Origin of the sequence: Paraburkholderia phenazinium (assembly GCF_900141745.1) — a bacterium.
GTDB lineage: Bacteria > Pseudomonadota > Gammaproteobacteria > Burkholderiales > Burkholderiaceae > Paraburkholderia > Paraburkholderia phenazinium_B.
On the sequence record NZ_FSRM01000002.1, the window covers coordinates 3,656,687 to 3,678,327 of the forward strand.

19 protein-coding genes are annotated in these 21,641 nt (G+C 60.5%); 4 read left to right on the forward strand and 15 right to left on the reverse strand.

All coding sequences use genetic code 11. The features are described from left to right. Window positions 1-53: 53 nt before the first annotated feature. The 5 genes from BUS06_RS36260 to BUS06_RS36280 all read right to left on the reverse strand — a co-directional run bounded on the left by BUS06_RS36260 (window position 54) and on the right by BUS06_RS36280 (window position 5,612). Window positions 54-761 (reverse strand): branched-chain amino acid ABC transporter ATP-binding protein, encoded by a 708-nt coding sequence (locus BUS06_RS36260; protein ID WP_074269047.1) that lies wholly within the window; start codon window positions 759-761, stop codon window positions 54-56. Next, window positions 758-2,620 (reverse strand): ABC transporter permease subunit, encoded by a 1,863-nt coding sequence (locus BUS06_RS36265; protein WP_074269048.1) that lies wholly within the window; start codon window positions 2,618-2,620, stop codon window positions 758-760. The genes BUS06_RS36260 and BUS06_RS36265 overlap by 4 nt, the downstream gene beginning before the upstream one ends. Beyond that, entirely contained in the window at window positions 2,613-3,446 is an 834-nt protein-coding gene (locus BUS06_RS36270; protein ID WP_074269049.1) for a branched-chain amino acid ABC transporter permease, read from the reverse strand. The genes BUS06_RS36265 and BUS06_RS36270 overlap by 8 nt, the downstream gene beginning before the upstream one ends. A gap of 29 nt (window positions 3,447-3,475) precedes the next feature. Next, window positions 3,476-4,645 (reverse strand): substrate-binding protein, encoded by a 1,170-nt coding sequence (locus tag BUS06_RS36275; RefSeq protein ID WP_074269050.1) that lies wholly within the window; start codon window positions 4,643-4,645, stop codon window positions 3,476-3,478. Between the two features lie 79 nt (window positions 4,646-4,724). Next, complete coding sequence (locus tag BUS06_RS36280; protein ID WP_429286185.1) at window positions 4,725-5,612, reverse strand: nitrilase family protein; 888 nt, start codon at window positions 5,610-5,612, stop codon at window positions 4,725-4,727. A 324-nt stretch (window positions 5,613-5,936) separates the two neighbouring features. Between BUS06_RS36280 and BUS06_RS36285 the strand changes: the two genes are divergently transcribed. Genes BUS06_RS36285 through BUS06_RS36295 form a run of 3 tightly spaced genes read left to right on the forward strand, consistent with a single transcriptional unit; the run spans window position 5,937 to window position 9,167 of the window. Continuing rightward, window positions 5,937-6,962, forward strand: coding sequence for a succinylglutamate desuccinylase/aspartoacylase family protein (locus tag BUS06_RS36285; RefSeq protein ID WP_074269052.1), 1,026 nt, complete (start codon window positions 5,937-5,939; stop codon window positions 6,960-6,962). A 14-nt stretch (window positions 6,963-6,976) separates the two neighbouring features. Then, window positions 6,977-8,299, forward strand: a complete 1,323-nt coding sequence (locus tag BUS06_RS36290; RefSeq protein ID WP_074269053.1) for an MFS transporter — start codon at window positions 6,977-6,979, stop codon at window positions 8,297-8,299. Then, window positions 8,292-9,167 carry an MBL fold metallo-hydrolase gene (locus BUS06_RS36295; RefSeq protein ID WP_074269054.1) on the forward strand — a complete coding sequence of 292 codons (876 nt, stop codon included), beginning with the start codon at window positions 8,292-8,294 and terminating at the stop codon, window positions 9,165-9,167. The genes BUS06_RS36290 and BUS06_RS36295 overlap by 8 nt, the downstream gene beginning before the upstream one ends. Before the next feature lie 9 nt (window positions 9,168-9,176). On the opposite strand, the gene BUS06_RS36300 is transcribed toward BUS06_RS36295, so the two are convergent. From BUS06_RS36300 to BUS06_RS36325, 6 genes are all read right to left on the reverse strand, one after another. Beyond that, the gene (locus tag BUS06_RS36300) at window positions 9,177-10,079 is read right to left on the reverse strand and encodes a LysR family transcriptional regulator (protein ID WP_074269055.1); all 903 of its coding nucleotides are present in this window, start codon (window positions 10,077-10,079) and stop codon (window positions 9,177-9,179) included. A 249-nt stretch (window positions 10,080-10,328) separates the two neighbouring features. After that, window positions 10,329-10,673: a cupredoxin domain-containing protein gene (locus tag BUS06_RS36305; protein ID WP_074269056.1), complete on the reverse strand. Its 345-nt coding sequence runs from the start codon at window positions 10,671-10,673 to the stop codon at window positions 10,329-10,331. A gap of 35 nt (window positions 10,674-10,708) precedes the next feature. After that, a complete protein-coding gene (locus tag BUS06_RS36310; protein WP_074269057.1) occupies window positions 10,709-11,653 on the reverse strand; it encodes a metallophosphoesterase family protein in 945 nt (314 codons plus the stop codon). Between the two features lie 133 nt (window positions 11,654-11,786). Next, the gene (locus BUS06_RS36315) at window positions 11,787-12,614 is read right to left on the reverse strand and encodes an anti-sigma factor family protein (protein ID WP_074269058.1); all 828 of its coding nucleotides are present in this window, start codon (window positions 12,612-12,614) and stop codon (window positions 11,787-11,789) included. Then, window positions 12,614-13,156: a sigma-70 family RNA polymerase sigma factor gene (locus BUS06_RS36320; protein ID WP_074269059.1), complete on the reverse strand. Its 543-nt coding sequence runs from the start codon at window positions 13,154-13,156 to the stop codon at window positions 12,614-12,616. Before BUS06_RS36320 ends, BUS06_RS36315 begins: the two co-directional genes overlap by 1 nt. A gap of 192 nt (window positions 13,157-13,348) precedes the next feature. Next, window positions 13,349-14,293: a LysR substrate-binding domain-containing protein gene (locus BUS06_RS36325; protein WP_074269060.1), complete on the reverse strand. Its 945-nt coding sequence runs from the start codon at window positions 14,291-14,293 to the stop codon at window positions 13,349-13,351. A gap of 462 nt (window positions 14,294-14,755) precedes the next feature. On the opposite strand from BUS06_RS36325, the gene BUS06_RS36330 reads away from it, so the two are divergent. Next, on the forward strand, window positions 14,756-17,092 hold the full coding sequence (locus tag BUS06_RS36330; RefSeq protein ID WP_083611753.1) for a patatin-like phospholipase family protein: 2,337 nt from the start codon (window positions 14,756-14,758) through the stop codon (window positions 17,090-17,092). A gap of 42 nt (window positions 17,093-17,134) precedes the next feature. Here BUS06_RS36330 and BUS06_RS36335 read toward each other — a convergent pair whose 3' ends face one another. The 4 genes from BUS06_RS36335 to pcaF all read right to left on the reverse strand — a co-directional run bounded on the left by BUS06_RS36335 (window position 17,135) and on the right by pcaF (window position 21,414). Continuing rightward, window positions 17,135-18,268: an ATP-binding protein gene (locus BUS06_RS36335; RefSeq protein ID WP_074269062.1), complete on the reverse strand. Its 1,134-nt coding sequence runs from the start codon at window positions 18,266-18,268 to the stop codon at window positions 17,135-17,137. Between the two features lie 79 nt (window positions 18,269-18,347). Further along, a complete protein-coding gene (locus tag BUS06_RS36340) occupies window positions 18,348-19,145 on the reverse strand; it encodes an alpha/beta hydrolase (RefSeq protein WP_083611754.1) in 798 nt (265 codons plus the stop codon). A 148-nt stretch (window positions 19,146-19,293) separates the two neighbouring features. After that, window positions 19,294-20,001 (reverse strand): response regulator, encoded by a 708-nt coding sequence (locus BUS06_RS36345; protein WP_074269064.1) that lies wholly within the window; start codon window positions 19,999-20,001, stop codon window positions 19,294-19,296. Window positions 20,002-20,211: 210 nt separating this feature from the next. Then, the gene (gene pcaF, locus BUS06_RS36350) at window positions 20,212-21,414 is read right to left on the reverse strand and encodes a 3-oxoadipyl-CoA thiolase (RefSeq protein ID WP_074269065.1); all 1,203 of its coding nucleotides are present in this window, start codon (window positions 21,412-21,414) and stop codon (window positions 20,212-20,214) included. Window positions 21,415-21,641 lie beyond the last annotated feature (227 nt).

A 21,641-nucleotide genomic window follows, 5' to 3' on the forward strand; every position in this document is an offset into this window, starting at 1 on the left:
CGAGCAGCGGTTTGCTTCCATAGCACTCATGATGCCTCAGAAAATGTGCCGTGTCAGACGCGCAGGTGTTCGAAGATCGATGCCGCCGCGGTCTCATCCTTCGCGTTTCCGTCGTCGATGATTTCGCCTTGCTTCAGCACCGCATAGCGGTCGGCGACTTTCAACGCGAAAGGCACGTTCTGCTCGATCAGCAGCAGCGTCGTGCCGTGCTGCCTGCGTTCCCATAGCAACGCGTCGGCCAGGCGGTCGATCACAGTCGGCTGCAGCCCTTCTGTGATTTCATCGAGAAGAATGATCGACGGGCGCATCATGAGCGCGCGAGCAACCAGCAACATTTTCTGTTCGCCGCCGGAAAGCGTGCCCGCGAACTGCTTCAGCCGGCTCGTGAACACCGGGAAAACCGGTTCAATCTGCGCAAATCGCTCCTCGAACACCGATGCCTTCTCAAGCCCGATGCGCAGGTTGTCACGAATGCTGAGATCCTGAAACAAGGCGTGTTCCTGCGGCGCGTAGGCGATGCCTGCGCGTGCAATCCGATGGGGCGCCATGCGGGTGATGTCTTGCCCGCGTACGCTGATTGCGCCCGTCTTCTTCGGCAGATAGCCCATGATCGTCTTGAGCAGCGTGGTCTTGCCCATGCCGTTCTTGCCGAGCAGCGCGAGAGCTTCGCCATTGGCGACGGTCATCGATAGATTGCGAAGTACCACTGAGCTCCGGTATCCACTCGTCACGTCCCGGAGTTCCAGCGCGTTCTGGCTCATGACGCCTCCCCGTGCATACTATCGCTGACCGGTCCCGTACCCTGCGCCGTCCCGGCATAGATTGTCTTGACCAGTTCCGAATTGACCACCTCGTCGAAGGAGCCTTGCATCACAATGCGCCCTTGATGCAGGACGACGATGCGAGTGGCAACCTCTGCAACGAAGTCCAGGTCGTGCTCCACCAGCAGACAGCAAAGCTGATACCGGTGAGCCAATGCGGCCAGCACGTCGCCGATCTGCGTGCGCTCTGTCTTGGTCAACCCGGCAGTGGGCTCGTCGAGCAGCACGATCCGTGGTTCCAACGCGAGCACCATTGCCAACTCCAGCGCCTGCTGTTCGCCGTGCGACAGATCCTTTGCGAACGCGCTCAACTTCCGGTCGAGTCCAGTGGTACGGACAACCTCGATCGCATACGGCGGTAAAGCGAGGGTCGCCGAGCGCCGGATGAGCGAAGGCCGTTCGACGATCGCACTCGCGATCCTCAAACATTCCGCCACCGTCAGGCTCTCGAACACATTTGCGTTCTGGAACTTGCGTCCCAATCCGAAATGCACGCACCGTTCCGGCGCCAGTTGCCGGATATCGTTGCCGCACAGCACGACTGTCCCTGCAGAGCGTTCGGCACCGTCGCTCATACAACGCATCAGCGTCGTCTTGCCGGCTCCATTAGGACCGATGAGGCCGACCAGTTCACCCGCGTTAGCCTCAAGGTCAATGCCCTGCAGCACCTTGAGGCTGCCAAAGTGTTTGGCAACTCCGTTCAATTGCAGCATGGGTTCGGACAGGGTCTGCTGCCTTTCCGCTTTAACAGCGCGCTCGACGATCTCCGGTTCAGCAACGTTGTAAGCAAGCCTAAGCAACGGTTTCAGAAGCGCTGGCACCAGCCCTTGCGGCAACAGTACGATCACCGCCACAAACGCGGCTCCGAGAATAAGTTGCCACGCAAACGGCATGCTGCTGCTCAGATACGCTGTGCCGACGTTGATCAAGAGAGCACCGATAACCGGCCCCCACAGCGTTCCCCTGCCGCCAAGCGCGACCCAGATGATCATCTGGGTACCCAGCACAAATCCGGTCAACTCCGGTGCGACAACCCCGCTAAAGGATCCATAACCAAAGCCTGCAAGACTGGCGATAATCGCGGCCACCACCAGCAGAGCGATCTTGAGCAGCGACGTATTGATCCCGAGGTACGAGCAGCGCGACTCGTTATCACGGATCGCTGCCAGCACGCGGCCGCCGTCGCTGCGCACGAATATCCAGGTCAGCGTTGCGACGCTCAGCAAGGCCGCTCCGGCGATCCAGTACCAGGCCGGCAACGAGAGATCGAAAGTCTCGTAGCCGGTGAGCCCAGAACTCGATCCCGTCCACTCGCCACCTGACAGCAGCAACTGGCTGAGTACGATCGGCAAGACCAGCGACATCACGGTAGCGAAAAACGGCGAAGCACCGCGATAGAACGAAAGCCAGCCCAGCACGAGCGCGACGGCCGCAGCCACGACGATAGCCGCCCCCAACGCCAGTACGACATAACCAATCGAGAAACCACCATGAGTAAAGACCAGCCCAGCCGCGTATGCGCCGAGACCGAAAAAAGCAGCCTGTCCGAACGTTAGATAACCCGTGTAGCCCCAGAGGATATCCACCGTGATGGCGGCTATCGAAAAGAAGAATGCCTGAATCAGGATGTTCAGCAAATACGTGCCGAACACGAACGGACCTACAGCCAGCAATAGAAGAGCACACGCACCGCACAGAACGATGCCGCGCCCACGAGGACGGCGCCGTTTAGCCGCAAGCGTCCCGGTCGACGCGGCGCTATTGTCCGGGTGATTGGCCGCCGCATCGAGCTTAACCATGGGAGAACCCCTTCGGACGAATGCGCAGCGTAAGCGCGGCCAGCACGGCAATGGTCAGGCCGCCCAGCACAGGACTGACAAACGTACTGACAAGCACCTGACACGCTCCGAATACCAGGCACGTAATCAGCAGGCTAAGCATCGAGTACCCTGACACCATGACCAGCATGAAGGCGCTTACCAGCCAGACAAGTCCCATGTCGGGATCGACGCTCGACAGCGGCGTAATCAGCGTGCCGGCCAGCGAGCCCAAAGCAGCGCCGAGACTAAACGTGATAAAGCGGATGCGACCCGAGTGAATACCCAGCCCTCGTGCCAGATCCTCGTTCATGATGACTGCGCGGGTCTTGACGCCAAAGCGCGTGCCGGCAAGCAGGCCTGTCATCAGCGCGCACAGGACCAGAGCGACCGGAATCAGCAGGAGACGATAGGCGGAATAGTCGGTGCCGGCAATCGAAATCGCCCCCTTCAAGGGCGTTTCCACAAACTGGACCTCCCGGCCAAAGGCCATCACGATCAGTTGCCCAATCACGATTCCGAGGCCCCATGTAGCGAGGATTGCGTCAAGCGGGCGTTTGTAGAGCGGGCGCACGATCACCTGCTCCACCAGCATCCCGACAGCGGTACCCACCACGATCGCCAACGGCACGCTGAGCCAAGGGTTGAGCTTCAACTGCGTAACGACGAAGCTCGAGTACGCACCCATCGTCAGCAATGCCCCGTGGGCAAAGTTGACGATCTTCATCACGCCGAAAATCACCATTAAGCCCGCCGTGACGATGAACAGCACGGCGGCAGTCGTCAAAATATCCAATGCGAGGACCATTGTTGTCTCCAGTCACATCCGCCCGGCGTTCACTTGATGTTGGGACACTGTGCACCCGGATCTACATCAGGAAAGGATTGCAGGATTTTTACGGAACCGTCGGCCTGAATCTGTCCCAGGCGCATGGCAAGCGGTGTATGACGGCTCTTGTCCATCGTCACAGGGCCGCGGGGTCCGTCGAACGAAACCCGATCCAGTGCCTTGATGACCTTTGAGGAATCGGTCGAACCGGCCTTCTCGACTGCGGCCTTGTAAAGGAAGAAGGCCTCGTATTGAGGTTCGGACAATTCGTTTGGAGTCTTGAGGTCTTTGCCGAAACGCTTGTCCATGGCAGTGAGAAACGCCTTGTTGCCCGCGTTGTCGATACTCGTCAGATAGGACGCCGACATGTAAGTGCCCGTAGCGGCATCGCCCATGCTTTTCGCGGTCCCTTCGTCGATGGCGAGATTACCGTACGGCAACGTCAGCCCCGCCCCCTTTATCTGCTTCGCCAGCGAGACGTTCGGCGCGCCGCCGGCCGTCGCGCTGATTAGCGCATCGGGATGCGCGGAGCGGATCTTCGAGAGTATCGGCGTCCAGTCCGTGCCGTCGATCGGCAGATACTCTTCGCCGACCACCTTGCCACCGTGCTGCTCGATGTACTTTTTAGTGAACTCCAGCATTCCCCGGCCGAACGCATAATCGTTACCGACCAGGTAAAACGTTTTGGCGCCCTTGTTCTTTACGAAGTAGTCGACGACCGGCGCCACCTGCTGTTCCGGCACCCAACCATTGACGTACATCCACGGGCTGCACGAGCGGCCTTCATAGAACGAGGTATAGATGAACGGCTTCTTGCCGCGCGCTACGATAGGTAACGCCGCATTGCGCGCCGCACTCGTTTCCATTGAGATGATTGCGTCAACATTGTTCTGGAAAACCAGCGTGTCGTAGGCCTTCTGTGCGCCGACTGCGCCAGACGCGTCATCGGTAATCTCCAGTTGCACCTGGCGACCCAGGATACCGCCAGCGGCGTTAATCTGCTCGACCGCAAGTTGCGAGGACTGCACGACCGCGGGCGCTACCACGCTATTTGCGCCGGACAGTCCGACCGCAACCCCGATCTTGATGGGGTCGGCGGCCAGCACGGTCGTGCATGCGCCCGCTGCGGCGGTTGCCGCGATGATGCCAACCAGAAACTGCTTCTTGAACTGACTCATGGCGTTTCCTTCGTAGAGGTGGTCGTAGTGGTAGTGGTATTGCTGGTTTGGAAGGAGCAGGTATGCACTGTCCGATGTCTCACGCGCTTGAGGATGGCCAGCCTGTGCCAAGCATCGGGTCATAGACGTCGGCCCGACGATCGCGCAGGACGTGATTGGAGGCGCTAAGCGTGCGCTGGGCTCGCGTGCGCTTCAGATCAATTGCGGCGTAGAGCAGTTCTTCCTGGTCGCTGCTGGCCGGCCCCGCCAAAGGCCACCCATCGCCTCCGACAATCAGGCTCTGGCCGATGAAAGGCTGACCACGTTCGGTCCCAATCCGGTTTGCGCAGGCAATCGCGAGACCGTTGCTATGCGCCGCCGCCATGGCGAGCGTCGTCGCCATGGCGGGGCGGTCGTCTGGTTGTGCAGGCATCGGCACCCAGTTCGTCGGTACGCAGACAAGGTCCGCGCCTTGCGTGGCCGCGAGCCGGTATGTCTCGGGAAACCAGCCGTCGTAGCAGATCGCAATCGCGATTCTCCCCAACGGGGTATCGAAGACGGGAACGCCGAGGTCGCCCGGTTCGAAAAAGCGCTTTTCGTCGCCCCAGAGATGTAGTTTCCGGTAAACGCCAATCGGCCCGGACGGCCCGGTGAAGATGGCCGAGTTGTACAGACGCTCACCTGCCCGTTCGGCAATTCCGGCAACGATGTGAATGCCGAGTCGTTGCGCCGCTTCCGTAAAGATCTGGGCCGTCTCTCCGTTCGGCAACTCCTCGGCTAGCGAAAACGCCTCGTCCCGATCGGCAAAGACATAACCGCTATTTGCCAGTTCGGGCAACACCACCAGCGATGCGCCACTCCTAGCTGCGGATTCGATATGACGAATCGAACGCGCCACGTTATCGCGCTTGGCGCCGACATGCGGCTCCATCTGAATGCATGCAATAACGAAGCCGTCCAAGCCACGTTCTGCGGGGGTTTGCTGCAATGTCACGAATCGGTCTCCCAAAGCAAAAAGCCCCCGAACCAGCGTTGGACGCAAGTTCGGGGGCTGCATAGCCTTTCATGTGTAGCACGGCAACGTTGCCGTGGAGCCGCCGGACAACACGACGGCTCAGTGGTAGCGAATTTAAGAAGTCAAATTCACGGTGTCAAGGGTTTTGATGATTTTTCGAATACCCGGGACCGATGCCGCCAAGGCATCGCGCCAGCCAGTCATCGGCATTGGCATAAAGCCTCTCGATTTCCGATAGTACGCACATCGCCGCCGCAGCCGGACCTGCGCGGCATGCAAACATTCAGGAGACGAATGATGGCAAACAACCGTTCCCGCATTTCAACGGACATCGATTTTGAGCAAGAGGGCTTTCAGACGGGCACGCTAGACGTGCCCCATTCCGTGGACCGATCCGGCTATGGACACATCCCCATCCCGATCGCCGTCCTCAAGCACGGCAACGGGCCCACTGCGTTGCTCACTGGCGGTAATCACGGCGACGAATACGAAGGCCCTATTGCGCTGATGAAACTGTTGCAGCGTCTGCCTTCGATGCAGATCAACGGCCGTCTTATCATCGTACCGGGCTTGAATTTCCCAGCGTTTCTCGCTGGACGACGGACCTCGCCAATCGATGGCGCCAACATGAACCGCATTTTCCCGGGCCGTCGCGACGGCTCCGTCACGGAGATGATCGCTCATTATGTGGATACCGAACTGTTTCCGCGCGCCGACTTCGTGTTCGACATTCATGCAGGCGGAGCCTCGTTCGATCACTTACCGACGCTACTGGTGGCCCCGCCTGCCGATGCCGAGCGCCGTCGCGAATACCGGCGCATCGTCGAGGCGTTTGCTGCTCCCCATGCAATGGTGATGGATCTGCTCGGCGAGGACCGCACCTATGGAGCTGCCATCGAGCGGCACGGCAAGCTGTTTCTGTGCGGCGAATTCGGTGGTTATGCTACGTTGAATCCGTCCGGCCTTGCGATCGTCGAAGAGGGTGTGCAGCGCGTGCTGGCGACGCTCGGCATCTGCCCGGACAACTCGCTGCCCCCGCCGCGTTACGACACCCGTTGGCTGCGCGTCGACGGCAAAAAGCATTACGTTTTTGCGGACACGCGCGGCATTTTCGAACCGGCATTCAAGCTCGGCGACCAGGTAAAGGCCGGCGACCTGGCCGGGCGCATCTTCGATCCGCACGCACCGTGGGCGGCCCCCGTCGAACTGAGGTTCGACACCGCGGGACTAGTCGTCATTGTCCGTTCGTTTGCGAGCGTCGAACCTGGCGACTGCGTCGCGCTCGTAGCAAGCGACGACGTTTCCGGCGGCCACACGCATTGACCACGGAGACGGCCATGTCCGCAATCCCTGTAGCCACTATCGCCGACGGGCGCGATGCACTCTATCGCAAGATCACATGGCGTCTGCTGCCGTTTCTGACGCTGTGCTACATGCTCGCATATCTCGATCGCATCAATATCGGCTTTGCGAAGTTGCAGATGCAGAATCAGCTCGCGTTTTCCGATGCCGCTTACGGGGTCGCTGCGGGCATCTTCTTCATCGGCTACGTGCTATTCGAAATTCCGAGCAATCTGCTTCTGCCGAAGATCGGCGCACGCAAGACGTTATCGCGCATCATGGTGCTGTGGGGGCTGACCTCCGCGTCGATGCTGTTGGTGCGCGACGTCCACGCGTTTTACGCGCTACGCTTCCTGCTTGGTGTCTTCGAGGCCGGTTTCGCGCCTGGGATGGTGCTGTATCTGACGTACTGGTACGCGCCAACGCGTACCGCACGTGCGATGGCCGTCGTGATGTGGGCCGGTCCGATTGGCGGTGTGATTGGCGGCCCCTTGTCGAGTTGGGCCATGACGTCGCTGGCAGGTGCCGGTGGCCTCGCAGGCTGGCAATGGATGTTCATCGTCGAAGGTCTGCCTTGTTGCATACTGGGTGTGGTGGCGTTTTTCTTTCTCGATGATCGCCCGCAGCAGGCACGCTGGTTGTCCGATCAGGAGAAAGCACTGCTCGACGCCGATCTCGCTGCGCAACGCATCAGGCGTGCGGCGAGCGAAGCACGGCATCTCTCGCTGCGAAGCGTTGTAGCCGATCCCAAGGTACTCGCACTCGCGTTCAGCAACTTTTGCGTGATCGCCGGAATCTATACGGTGAGCTTCTGGTTACCGACCATTCTGAAGACCGCCGGTGTTGCCAGCACGACGGAGATCGGCCTGTGGTCGTCCATTCCCTACGTCGCCGCGATTGCGGCGATGGGATGGCTGTGCCGCAGTTCCGATCGTCGTAACGAGCGCCGCCGCCATAGCGCCATTGCCAGCATCGTGGGAGCCGTCGCCCTTGCCGTCGCGGGTTTGTATCCGCATCAACTCGGAATAGCGTTACCTGCCATCACACTCTCCACTGCCATGCTTTGGGCTTCATATACGGTACTTTGGGCACTGCCAGCGGGCTACCTGGGCAGCGCAGCGGCGGCGGGAGGCATTGCCTTCATCAACATCTGCGGCGCGCTTGGCGGCTTCGCCAGCCCGATCATCATCGGTTACGTTAAAACATTGACTGGCGGCATGCAGGCGGGAATGCTGACGATTGTCGTCATCGCGCTCGCCGGTGCGTTTGCGATGCTCTGCAACCCTATTGAATCCCGCACGGAGGCACGGCATGGATGAACCATCGAAGATCTACCGCGTTGGCGATGCGACGATTACCCGCGTCCTCGAGCAAAGCTTTCCTTTCAAGGCCCAAACGCTATTCGCCGATTTCGACCCTGCGGTGATCGAGGAGCATGGTACGTGGCTCAAAGACGGGCACATTGACGCTACGGCGGAACACTTCATTCTGAGCGTCAATACATGGGTAGTTCGGTTAGGCGGCAAAGTCATTCTGATCGACACCGCCAGCGGCAATCACAAAAACCGTCCGTTTAGCGCCCTCTTTCATCAACTGAATACGCCTTACCTCGAGCGGCTGGCGCGCGCTGGCGTCACACCCGATGAAGTCGATTTCGTACTTCTTACCCACCTGCATGTGGACCACGTCGGCTGGAACACTCGGCTCAATGATGGCCGCTGGGTACCGACCTTTCCGAACGCGCGCTACGTGTTCTCGAGCGCAGAGCGCCAACACTTCGACACGGCAGCTGGCGCAAGCCGGCGGATGGTTTTCGATGACAGCGTATTGCCGGTAATCGAGGCGGGACTCGCAGAGGAGATTGGCCCGGAGGGTGGAGAATATCTGCCCGGCATCCGCTTTTGTTCGACTCCAGGGCACAGCGCGGGACATATGTCGATCGAGCTTGAATCGGCAGGTGCGCACGCGCTCTTTAGCGGCGACGTATGGCATCACGCAATCCAGGTCTACCGACCCGCCTGGAGTTCGATGTTCTGCGCCGACAAGTCACGCGCGAACGCATCGCGCGAGTGGGTGTTGGAGCGGGCAGCCGACACGGGCGCTACGGTGTTCACCCCGCATTTTTCCGGCACATCGGCAGGTGAGGTGACGCACGCCGGCAGCGGCTTTACATGGCGTTTTTTATAGTCAACGGACCTAATCGCTTTCGCCAGCCTGCAGAGTCGCGTCAAACACGCGTAGCAGGCGCTGCAATGCAGCGTTCGGGTTCGTGTCGATATAGGCGAACGCCAGTGGCATCCGGATTGATAGATCGGTGAAGCGCAGAAACTGCGTGCGCGCCGGCGGACGCCCCAGATTCGCTGAATTGACAATTGCCGCGCCGATGCCTGCTGACACCAGCGAAAGAATCGCGGCTTCGGTCGGTACTTCCTGCACCACGTTCAACGTTAGATCAAGATCGTCGCAGGCACCGAGCAGTCTGTCGTAATACGAGGGATAGGTTTGTCGGGGAAAGCAGATCATCGGTCGACCGTTCAGGTCTCGTGCCGAGATTGCCTGGTTATCCGGAAGATTCCAGCTTCGGGGAACCGCGGCCACCACGTCATTGACGGCGAGCTGCACCAGCCGCAGTTCACGAGGAAGCTCCCCATAGGAGTAGATGAAGCCGCCGTCGAGCGTACCGGCGAGGATCTCGTCTACCTGCTCCGGCGTATTGAGCGGTGCTACATGGAGGCTCACCTCCGGTGCTTCGCGCTGAAAGCGATTAAACGCGTCCGGCACGAAACCGTCCCAGCTCGCATTCTCGACGACCCCAAGCCGCAAAGTGCCTCGCAATCCCGAAGCAACGAGTTTGACTGCACGCGCCGCCGATTCGAGGATGCCGAGCGACTTGCGAACTTCGGGTAAAAATAGCTCGCCCGCCGCCGTGAGCCTGACACCCTGCGGCGTCCGGTCGAACAGTCGCGCGCCCAGCAGTTCCTCCAGGTCGTGAATCTGACGGGTAATCGCCGGCTGCGTGATGTTAATACGCTCGGCGGCCATACGGAAACTCTGGTTTTCAGCGACCGCCATAAAGTACTTCAGGTGTCGTAATTCCACTGTGCTTTCCCTGCTTTGCCCGGCTGGACTATTGGCTTGAGCGCCAGCATCCCTTACCGCAACGACGTTGGCGATCGAAACCGCGGCGGACCGCGCGATGTTTTCACCATCGCTCCCGGTTCCGCCGCATCTCTGTGTTATCGACGCTTTTTGACCAGTGCTGAAGGGTAAAGAGGGATTCTAAGGAAATATCCGATGTGGAAGGTTTGAAGCCGAGCCGCGGCGCGTCACAGCACCGCTGGCCCGTGCTTACTGAACAGTAATGGTCGCCTTCATGTTGGGGTGTATGCCGCAAAAGATCTGATACACCCCGGGCTTATCGAACTTGAACTGGTAGGTGTCGTTCTGATCGAGCGCGGCGGAGCGGAACAGCCCGGCATCGTTGACCACGGTGTGCGGTTCGCCGTCGAGATTTTTCCAGGTTACCGTCGTGCCGGTCTTGATGGTGAGCGCCATCGGCGAGAACATGAAGTTCTTGATCACCACGGCATTCGACTCCTCCGCTTGAGTGGCAGAAAATCCGGCGGACACAGCCAGTAGCAGGATCGCCCCGAGCAACACAGCCAGTGATACTTGAATAGTATTCCTTATCATGATTTCGTCCTTGATATCAGTATCGGTCGATGGGTTTAGACAAGCGTGGCGTCGTCGAGGCTAGCCTTGAGCGGATGATGCGTGATCTTGATGCTCGTCACGCCCAGCATGTGCGGAAGCTGATCACTCGCCACGGTCAAAGGCATGGGTCCGGGCCCCTCACCCGCGGTAGGTTGCGGGTAAGCTGTCGAGCGCGCGGTATGGAAAGTAATGTTCCCCTCCACCTTCGACACGATCTGGTGGATATGACCATTCAGCACTGTGACCGAGCCGAATCGCTTCAGATAACTCATGGCCTGCCCGGCATCGCCGGTTCCCCAGCCCCACGGCTCATAGATCGTCCACAGCGGCATATGCGCGAACACGACGATCGGCGTGCTGGAAGAACGCCCCTTCAGGTCGTTTTCGAGCCAGGCAAGCTGGTCGTCCCCGAGTCCTCCGAGACCGTTCGGCTTGAAGTGCATCACGTTGACGAGAGCGATGAAATGCACGCCGTTATGGTCAAAGCTGTAATAGCCTTTGTTGTCGGAGGCCTGGCCAAAGCGCTTGAAGTATTCGGTGCCCGGTCCGTCCGTCACGTCATGCTCGCCGGGCACCGTATGCAACTCGGTGATATTCAGACCTGACATCAACTGGGCCGCGAGGTCGAACTGCTCCGGCTTCGAAAGATGCGTGATGTCGCCCGTGTGGATCGTCAGCGCCGGCTTGACCGGCATGGCATTGACGAACTCGATGGTCTGCTTGAGCGTGCCCGCTACGTCCGGATTGGCTTCCTTGTTGAAGCCGATATGCGTGTCGCTGATCTGCAGGAATAGCGGCACGCCGGAAACCGCTGAGGAATCCTTGGTACTGGCGGCAAGCGCGAGCTCAACGGGCGTCAGGATACCGCCAGCCAGTACAAACAGCGTACCCACGCCCCCGAAGGCCAGGCACTTCAACGCGCCACGGCGCGACGGATCGGATGGAAGATCTAATGACATGGTCACCTCACGATTAAAGTTCAGGAGACGAACCGCCGGATCATCCGACGGTCGTCCTGACTGGATTCAATGAGGAGACTGCAGCGGGGTACGTCTTATTCCACGACTCGCCACTATTTTTTTAGCGGCCTCGTCAGGAAGCGGAATGTGCGCGCAGATCGGTAATGAAACCGTTGAGTTCGGCGTCGCCCGCATCGGTAACGGCCCAGTAGTTCATTCCCGCGGCACTCCAGTGCGCGAGGTGATAGCCCTGCCGCTCGTAGATATGCGGTGTCGCGCCCGCATCGTTACCCGGCCAGACATACAGATTGATCGGGTGCAACTTGTAGCGATAGACCATCACAGCGACCGAGCGTCCGTTCAGATAATCGAGCCGGCCGCCCACCAGCGGATACCCCTGCTGCGCGAGGTCCACCACCGGTGGCGCAAAGTCGATCTTGCCGTCGAACCACGGTTTGACGGTGTGCCGATCGGTCGAGATCACATCATAAAGATGATCGAACTGCAGCGAGCGGACATGGCTGTCCACCAGTTCTTCGGTCAGACGCGTATCGCCGGACGGCATGGTGTAGTACAGCCCGGCACTCCACGTCAATGCGACCAGACTCACCACCATCGCACCGAGCGGCGCCCAGCCAAGCGTCCTGACGCCACCATTGCCGCCTCCCGCAACGCCGAATGCACCGCCGAAAACACCACGCCCGCCGAAGCGTTCGCCCAGCCGTTGCCATACGGAGCGGCGCACCGGCAGCGAAGCCTGGATGCGGCGCACCAGTTCCGGTGGTGCGTCCATTCGCATGTCCGATTCCCGTAGCCGCGCGCTGACCTGACGCTGCTGCTCATAGGCCTGCGTGCACAACTCGCAACTGGCCAGATGACGCTCGAACTCGAGCGCCTCGGACAAACTCAGTTCCTCGTCGATATAGCCCGGCAGTAATTCAAACGCCTGTTCGTGATCCATCACGCCTCCTGATCTGTCGGTGCGAGCAGCGCCGCAAGCTGCTGTCGGCCGCGCCCGAGGCGAGACATCACGGTTCCCATCGGGATACCCACGATGGCGGCGATTTCCTTGTATGACAATTCCTCAAGCTCCCGCAGCACGACTACCTCCCGGAATTCCAGACGCAAGCTGCGCAGCGCCTGGTGCACCCGCTTCTGGCTCTGGCTGCGAATCAGCGCCGCTTCGGGACTGTCGTCCCGTCCGGCCCCGCTGCTTTCTTCGAGGCTGTGCATCTCTTCCTCGAATTCCGTGGTGTCCGCTGCATGATCCCGGTTCTGCTGGTGCCACGTGTAAAAGGTGTTACGTACGATGCTCAATAACCAGGCACGCGCGTCATCGCCGCGGAATCCGCCGAAATAGCGGAAAGCCCGCAGATACGCCTCCTGGACCACGTCCTGGGCGTCCTGATCGTTACGGGTCAGCCAACGCGCAACGTTGAAGGCCGAATTCATATGAGGCAATAGCAGCGCCTCGAACCGCTTGGCGATGATTGGATCGGCCATTGTGAAATCCCTGCGGTAACCCCTATCCGTAACCGATAACTAGCAGACTGCCGGTACGTCGCTTTTATTCCCGGAGAGTCGGCCAGACCCGTTTTACTGCGGCATGGCAAGCGGACGACTGATTTCAGAGGGCATTGTAGCTGCCTTGAGAGGGGCAAAACCAGGTGGCGCGGTGGGGGAGCGGTGTACCGGTTACGCCACGACTTGGGTCACGGAATCCAGTTCGTTGCGCAAAGCCAGTGCGAGTTTGGGAAGGGCAAACTCCAGAAACAGACGTGTCGATACGGTCGCGCCACGGCGCGCAGGCAGCATCGCATACATGGTTGCGGGTTCCGGTTGCCACCCGGCCTGAACCTTGAACGCGTCGACCAGCCGGTTCGCACGCAGCGCATCTTCACACAAATGGCGCGGCATACAGGCCGCCCCAATCCCTGCGACGACTCCAGCCTGCAAGACCGCGACGCTTCCCGTCATCACGTGCGGCGTGTATTCGATGGCGTGCCCGCCATGCTTCGGATGAAGGAACCGGAGCGTTTTCACGCCAGCCTGTGCTGCACGCGCGAACAGTCTGAATCCGGCTAACTGGTCGGGATGCGATAGTTGCCCGGACTGCTCTAGCAGGGCCGGGCTGATGGCCATGATCATTGGAACGTCGCCAATGGTCCGGGCTACCAGGCTCGAGTCGGCAAGCGGCCCAGTCTGCGCACAAAACCCGAGGTCGAAACCTTCTGCTACCAGATCGGGCACCCAGTTGCGCGTGTCGATCAGCAGGTCGACTTGTGGGTACAGGCGGCAAAATTCGGCGATCACCGGCATCAAGGCCGCTGCCGAAAACGTGGCCGGAGCAGTGATGCGCAGTACGCCGCGCGGTTCGCCATTCATTTCCGCAGCGACGCTAAAGGCTGCCCGCGCCTCATCGGCAAGCTTGCGCGCGTGACCATAGATCTGTTCGCCGGCGGTGGTCAGAGATATGCAACGCGTATTGCGCTGGAGCAGACGCACACCCATGCGTTGCTCCAGTTCTGCCACGCGGCGGCTCACCTTGGAACGCTGCATGCCGAGACTGCGCGCAGCGGCCGCGAACCCTGCTTTCTGAACCACCTCAGCAAACAGGAGGAGGTCATCGAGCCTTTCCATATTTCACCATCCCCGAGTTGTTGCCCTGCTACAAGCTTCATCGTACGATCGTTCTATTTAATCTGTATTCCTACCTAAATGGTTCGCACCGGCAACTTTTCGCCGTGCAAGCCGCAAGGAGACCGGGTAAGCTAAAACGTCAACAGCGTTAGTTATGGTCAGAATAATGACCAATGTTAAAAAGCATTGCAAGACAACAATCGTTAAAACAATGTCAAACAAATTTATGGCTTCAAATACTGCTTCGTATAGCCAACTATTCTTCTTCACTTCCCGCTATTCAGGCGAACTGGCGATGTCCGCCGCGCAGTAAGCGGAGACAATCGCTGCTCCCTGGATTCAGCGCTTCGACGGCGGAAACAACGAAAAACGCGCGCCCGGCGCGCCGCCCCCCCGCAGGAACCTCAGTACTCGACTGTAAAACCATGTAATCTCTCGGTTTTTCCTACAGTTGTGAAGCGCATGATCCCAGCGTTGGCGAGCCCAAAAAAACCACTAACGAAGGCATATACAAGGCTCTGCCATGCCCCCACCCGACTGCTTTGCGCCGCCACACTGCTGGCGCTCGCCCTTACCTCCTTCGTGAAGTCCGCCCGCGCGGCGGACACCGCCTGCACGCCTGACGGCGGCCCAACCGGCCGCCCCGCCGTCGGCCTTGTGCTGTCCGGCGGCGGCGCGCGCGGCTACGCCCACCTGGGGGTGCTAAAGGTACTGGAAGAGAATCGCATTCCGGTCGACTGTATCGCCGCCACCAGCATGGGCTCGGTGGTCGGCGGCCTGTACGCGAGCGGGATGACCGCGCAGGAAATGCAAAACCGCCTCGGCCAGGTGAACCTGGCCGACATCGCTTTCGATGTGGTCGAGCGCGCCGACCTGCCCCAGTCGCAACGCGAAGACGAGGAGCTCTACGCAGGCAGCCCCGCTTTAGGCTTCAACGCTAACGGCTTCAGGCTGGCGCCCGGCCTCGTGCAAGGCAATCGTTTGCAGGCGTTGCTGCAGGACTGGACCTCGGCGGTGTCGGCCAATAACTCATTCAACCAGTTGCCGATTCCGTTCCGCGCCATCGCCACGGATCTGCAAACAGGCGAGAAGGTCGTGCTCGAGAAGGGCTCGCTGCCGCAAGCCATCCGCGCCAGCATCGCCCTGCCGGGCCTGTTCGCGCCGACGGTAGTGGACGGCCGCACGCTGGTCGACGGTGGCATTGTCAGCAACCTGCCCATCGAAACCGCACGCGACATGGGCGCGCAAGTGGTGATCGCGGTCGATATCGGGTCGCCGCTGCGTTCGCTCGACGCGCTCGCCTCGCCCGCCGACGTCATGCAGCAGATGATAGGCATCCTGATTCATCAGAACGTCGCGCAACAACGCAAACAGCTCGATGCGGATGACGTACTGATCACGCCATCCCTCGGATCGCTTAGCTTCACTGACTTCGCCAACGCCCCGCAAGCAATCGCAGCCGGCGAAGCCGCTGCTCGCGCAGCACTACCGAAGCTGCAGCATCTCGCCCTGTCGCCGCAAGATTACGCGGCGTGGCGTGCCGCGCATATGACGCCTGTCGTGAAGCCGGTGCGGATCACGCGCATCGTCGTCAAGTCGCATGGCCCGATCCCCGAGCGGCGCATCGTCGAAGCGCTGCACGTCCATGCCGGCGACGTCTACGATCCCAAGGCGCTCAACCAGGATCTGCTGGCCCTCACTACGGCGGGCGATTTCGAAAGCGTGACACAGCAACTGGTCAGCGACGGTGACGAAAATACGCTCGTGATCGACGCCCACGACAAATCGTGGGGACCCAACTTCCTGCTGTTCGGCCTCGGCCTGTCGGCGAGTTCTTCGGACGTCGGTGGCTTCCGCCTGCATATGGGATACCGTCGGCCGTGGCTGACATCGTCGGGACTGGAGGGATTGATCGACGGCACGGTGGGCAGCGATATGCTCGCGTTGCATGCCGAGCTGCGGCAACCGCTCTCGGATTCGTTTGGCTATTACGTCGCGCCGTATGTGGAGTTTCAGCGCAGCTACGCGAATATCTATCAGGACGACCCTTACATCAAGCTCACTCAATACCAGCAGCAGACTGAGCGCGCGGGTCTCGACTTCGGCCTGCCGCTTGCGAACCTCGGTGACTTCCGGCTGGGCGTTGCGTACGCGCACGGCTTCGCGTCGCCGCAATACAATCTGCAGTACTACGATGAGAATAATAATCTCACGCTGGCGTATCCCGACATCTACGGCCGCGAGTTTACGGCGCGCGCGCGTCTCGTGATCGACCAGCTCGACGACCCGCTCTTCGCGCGCAAGGGCTATTACCTGGAACTGCGCGGCGAACGTTCGCTTTTCGCGCAATCGCAGAACAGCTTTACCGAGGCCTACGGCAAAGCGTTGGTGGCCGCGAGCTATGGGCGCAACAGCCTCAACGCCAGCATCGAGGCCGGCAAGGACTTCCAGAACGTCAACCCGGTCAATCCGTTCGGGTTCACGCTCGGCGGCTTCCAGCATCTGTCCGCGTATGCCGCCGATCAACTGGCTGGCAACTCGATGCTGTACGGCCAGGTCACGTACATGAACGAGCTTACGACGTTCACCGCATCGCCATTCCACGCGTTGTTCGCAGGCATGAGCCTCGAAGCGGGCAACGTGTGGGACGGCGAGATTCAATACGGCGGAGGACCGCTAAAACGCAGCGTCACGTTCTTCACCAGCGCGACTACGGCGTTTGGACCGATCTATCTGGGTGTGGCATTCGCACCGGGTGGGCGGAACAACTTCTACATCCAGCTCGGCCACACGTATTGATGGGTACAAAGAAGAAAGCGAACGGTAATAGTCAGGTGGCCGTTAAGCGGCAGCTTGCGCCGTACCCACCGGCCAACTGATTTCGAAACGCGCGCCTGGCAGCGTCAATGGGTCCGTCACCGCAATGCGGCCTTTGTGCGCGCGCAAGACCTGTTGCGTGATCGCAAGCCCCAGACCGTATCCGCCGGTGTGGCGATCGAGCCGCACGAAGGCGTCGAAGATGCGCTCGCGCTCGCTTTCCGGCACACCAGCGCCGTCGTCTTCGACAAAGATCTCTACATTGCCGTGCCGCACAGCCAGTCCGACCAGAATCTGGCTGCGCGCATATTTGCTGGCGTTGCGCAGCAGATTGCGCATCGCGTACGACATCAGGCGTTTGTCCATCACTACACGCAGCGCCGCGTCGATCTCGACGCGCGGGACGATTTCCTTGTCGGTGTAGAGCAAGGCCGCGTCGTTGATCTGACTGTCGAACCATAAGGCGAGCACGGTTGGTTCGAGATTCGACTGCAGCGAGCTGTATTCGAGCCTCGCGTAGGTGAGGCTCATGTCGATCAGTTCGTCCAGTTCAGTGACGTCCTGATCGATGCTTGCCAGCGCGCTTTCGTACTCGGTGGCGGAGCCCGGTTCGCGCAACACCTCCAGTGCAAAACGCACCCGTGCAAGCGGCGTGCGCAGTTCGTGCGAGATGCCATTGGTCAGTTCGCGCTGCGCGGCGATCAGCCGTTCCATCCGTTCGGCAAGCGCGTTGAGTGTGCGCGCCAGCGGGCCGATGATCGTGCTAAAGGACTCCCGTGCCCGGGTGTTGAAGCGACCGCCGGTGAAATCGATCGCACGTTCGCGGACCATCACCAGATCGACCCACACCGGACGCATCCAGCGATACGCCACCACGGCCGGCACCCCGAACACCACGACCAGGACCGGCACGACGCCACCCGGCAACGCCACGAAGCCGCGCCATACGACCGCGGCGGTCAGCTCGAACGACAGGCCGAGCAACGGAATCGCAGCCACCACCAGCGAGAGCCCCAGCAAACGAAGATAGGCACGCAGATAAAGCCGCGACCAGCTCGGCATGCGGTCGGCACGCGTATCCGTCCACGAGCGGCGAAAATTCAGCCAGCGCCATTTGCAATAGCGGAAAGCAGAGAGTTTAGGTGCGGCAGGATTCATGATCACGAACGTCGGGAAAGAAGGTGCGCCGGCCGCAGGAGGCCGTCCAGTCCATCCGTTCCTCTGGCGTGCGCGCGGCTCACGTTAGCATAGCGGGACGCTGCAGGAAGGCAAGCGTGCGGTCGGCAACGGTATCGCGCTCGTTGTCGAGTGTGATCATGTGATAGCTGTCGGTCAGGCGCACGAGCGTGACATCGCGGCTACCGAGGTGTTCGCAGACGAATTCCGCAGAACGGATGCTCGTCACTTCGTCCTCCTCCGAGTGCATCACCAGCGTTTCACAGGCCACCTGCGGGAGCGCGCGTCTGACTGCAAAACGCATCCAGTCCACCTGAGCAATCGCTGCGAGCGGCACGTACGGATAGTGCACGCCACTGCCTTTTTTCAGCGCGCGACGAATCAGGTTGCGGATACGATCGTTCTTGATGCCGAACGGCTCACCCTCCGGCACGCGAATCAGATGACGCAGTCCCGGCACGCAATACATCAGGTAACGCAGCGGACGCAGGCGCGAACCGCCCCAACCGTCGAGGAAGAGCGGCGGCGACAGCAGGATCAGGCGGCCATGCGTCATCCGCTCACGGGCGCTCAGCATCACCGCGAGCAAGGCGCCCATCGAGATGCCCGCCACGTCGACACGTTCATAGCGCGTGATCAGATCGCGATACGTGCGGCTAAGCAACTGCATGTAGTCGCGCAGGCTGACGCTGCTCAACTGATCGGGACGCGAACCGTGTCCCGGCAACGACGGCAGATACACATCGCAGCCGATCTGCTCGAACTTGCGATCGAGTGAGCCGAAGTCGTGCCGCGTCCCGCCCAGGCCATGGATCATCAATACAGCGTGTCTGGAAAGAGGTAAGACGCGGGCGGACATGACGCAGCTCGTAAATGAACAAGCTTGCGATACTAGCTACGCAACGCGCGCGCGACTGTCGATTTGAAACAGGTCTATGTGGAGTTTTGTCGGCTATTCAAAGGCGACTCCGGGGCCCTTCCGAGGCTATTTGCAACCGGTTGGCAAGTTACTCCCATGCCACCTTGCTGAACTGATAGCCCTTGCCGCGCACCGTCTTGATACGCTGCGGCGTGCCGGAATCGTCATGCAGCTTGCGGCGCAGCTTGGAAATGCCGCCGTCGATGGAGCGATCGAGGCCGTCGAACTCGATGCCTCTCAATTGCCGCATCAGGTCGTCGCGGCTCACCACTTCGCCTGCACAACTTACTAGCGCCCACAGCAGGTCGAATTCCGCGGAGGTCAGATCGGGGCGCGTGCCGTCGGGCAGCGTCACCATCCGGGCAGCCCGGTTGATCTCGAACTTGCCGAACGTAAAGCGCTCCGGCTGGCCGGAGATTTCCGTGGCGCGCCCCGAAACGCGGCGCAACTGCGCCTTGATGCGAGCGAGCAGGACGCGCGGTTCGACCGGCTTGTGGACATAATCGTCTGCGCCGAATTCGAGGCCCAATACTTCGTCGAACTGTTCGTCGCGAGCGGTCACCATGATAATCACGCCGTTGAACTGCTCGCGCGCCTCGCGGCAGATCTGGAAACCGTCCTTGCCCGGCAGGTTGACGTCGAGGATCACCAGGTCCGGCTGCCGTTTGAGAATGGCGGGCACCGCTTCGTTGCCGTGCAGCACGACCTCCACTTCATAGTCGTGCTTGCGCAGATAGCCCGCCACTAACGCGGACAGGCGGATATCGTCTTCAACGAGCAGGATGCGGAAAGGCATGAGTAAATTGTCTGGCGCTGACGGGATTTCAGCCGCTGCGAGGCTGTTGCTAACCTCTCAGCATAGCCGATAGTTTTTGCGCAATTCGAACCACGCGACAAAACTCAACAATTATCCATGCAACTCGACACGAAGACAGGACGAACGCGGGCCGCAATAACAAAAGCCCCATTCGCCGACGAATGGGGCTTCTACAACGTACTAAAAGAATCAGACCCGTTCGATCGCGATCGCAATGCCCTGACCGACGCCGATACACATCGTGCAGAGAGCGAAACGGCCCTGCGTGCGTTGCAGTTGATACATCGCCGTGGTCACGAGCCGCGCGCCGCTCATGCCAAGCGGATGACCAAGCGCAATCGCGCCGCCGTTCGGATTCACGCGAGCGTCATCGTCCGCGACACCCAGCGTGCGCAATACCGCGATTCCCTGCGATGCGAACGCCTCGTTCAATTCGATCACGTCGAACTGATCGATCGTCATGCCCAGGCGTGCCAGCAGTTTTTGCGTGGCCGGCGCCGGGCCGATGCCCATCACGCGCGGTGCAACGCCGGCGGTCGCGATACCAAGCACACGTGCCCGCGGTGTCAGGCCGAACCGCCTGGCCGTCGCTTCATTCGCGAGCAGCAGCGCCGCGGCGCCGTCGTTCACGCCTGAGGCGTTGCCCGCTGTGACGGTGCCGTCCGGACGTACCACCCCTTTCAATTTGGCAAGCGCTTCGAGACTGGTTTCCCGCGGATGTTCATCCTGCGACACCACCAGTGGATCGCCCTTCTTCTGCGCAATCGTTACCGAGACGATTTCCTGCGCAAGCGTACCGTCGCGTTGTGCACGCGCGGCTTTCTGCTGGCTGCGCAGTGCAAACGCGTCCTGATCCGCACGGCTCACCTTGTAGTCGGTCGCGACGTTTTCGCCGGTCTCCGGCATCGAATCGACACCGTAAAGCTGCTTCATTAGCGGATTGACGAAACGCCAGCCAATTGTCGTGTCGAAGATATCGGCCTGGCGCGAGAATGCGCTGGTTGCCTTGCCCATCACGAACGGCGCACGGCTCATGCTTTCGACGCCGCCCGCCACCATCAATGCCGCCTCGCCCGATTTGATCGCGCGCGCCGCGATGCCGACGGCGTCCATGCCCGAGCCGCACAACCGGTTGACGGTGGAACCCGGTACGTCTTGCGGCAGACCCGCGAGCAGCAGTGACATGCGCGCGACATTGCGGTTATCTTCGCCGGCCTGGTTGGCGCAGCCGTAGATCACGTCGTCGATGGCGTTCCAGTCGACTTCCTTGTTGCGCTCCATCAGCGCCTTGAGCGGCATAGCGCCCAGGTCGTCGGCACGCACCGACGACAACGAACCCGCATAGCGGCCGATCGGCGTGCGAATCGCGTCGCACAGGAAAGCTTCAGTCATGTGATGTCTCCAGTTGAATACTTGCACCGCTTGCTTCGCCGTAACAGGCGCGGCTGGCGCGTCGCGCGGGTGGAACCGCGTTCGCGGCCACCCGTCGCAGCGAGCGGAAGGGTCATTCGGAGCTTATGCCGCGACGCGACGTGCCGCAAACCCTTCACTAGCCCAATCAGGATAGCAGCGAACCGCTTCGGCCGACTCCGAATTGTTCGATATACGAACAACAGATC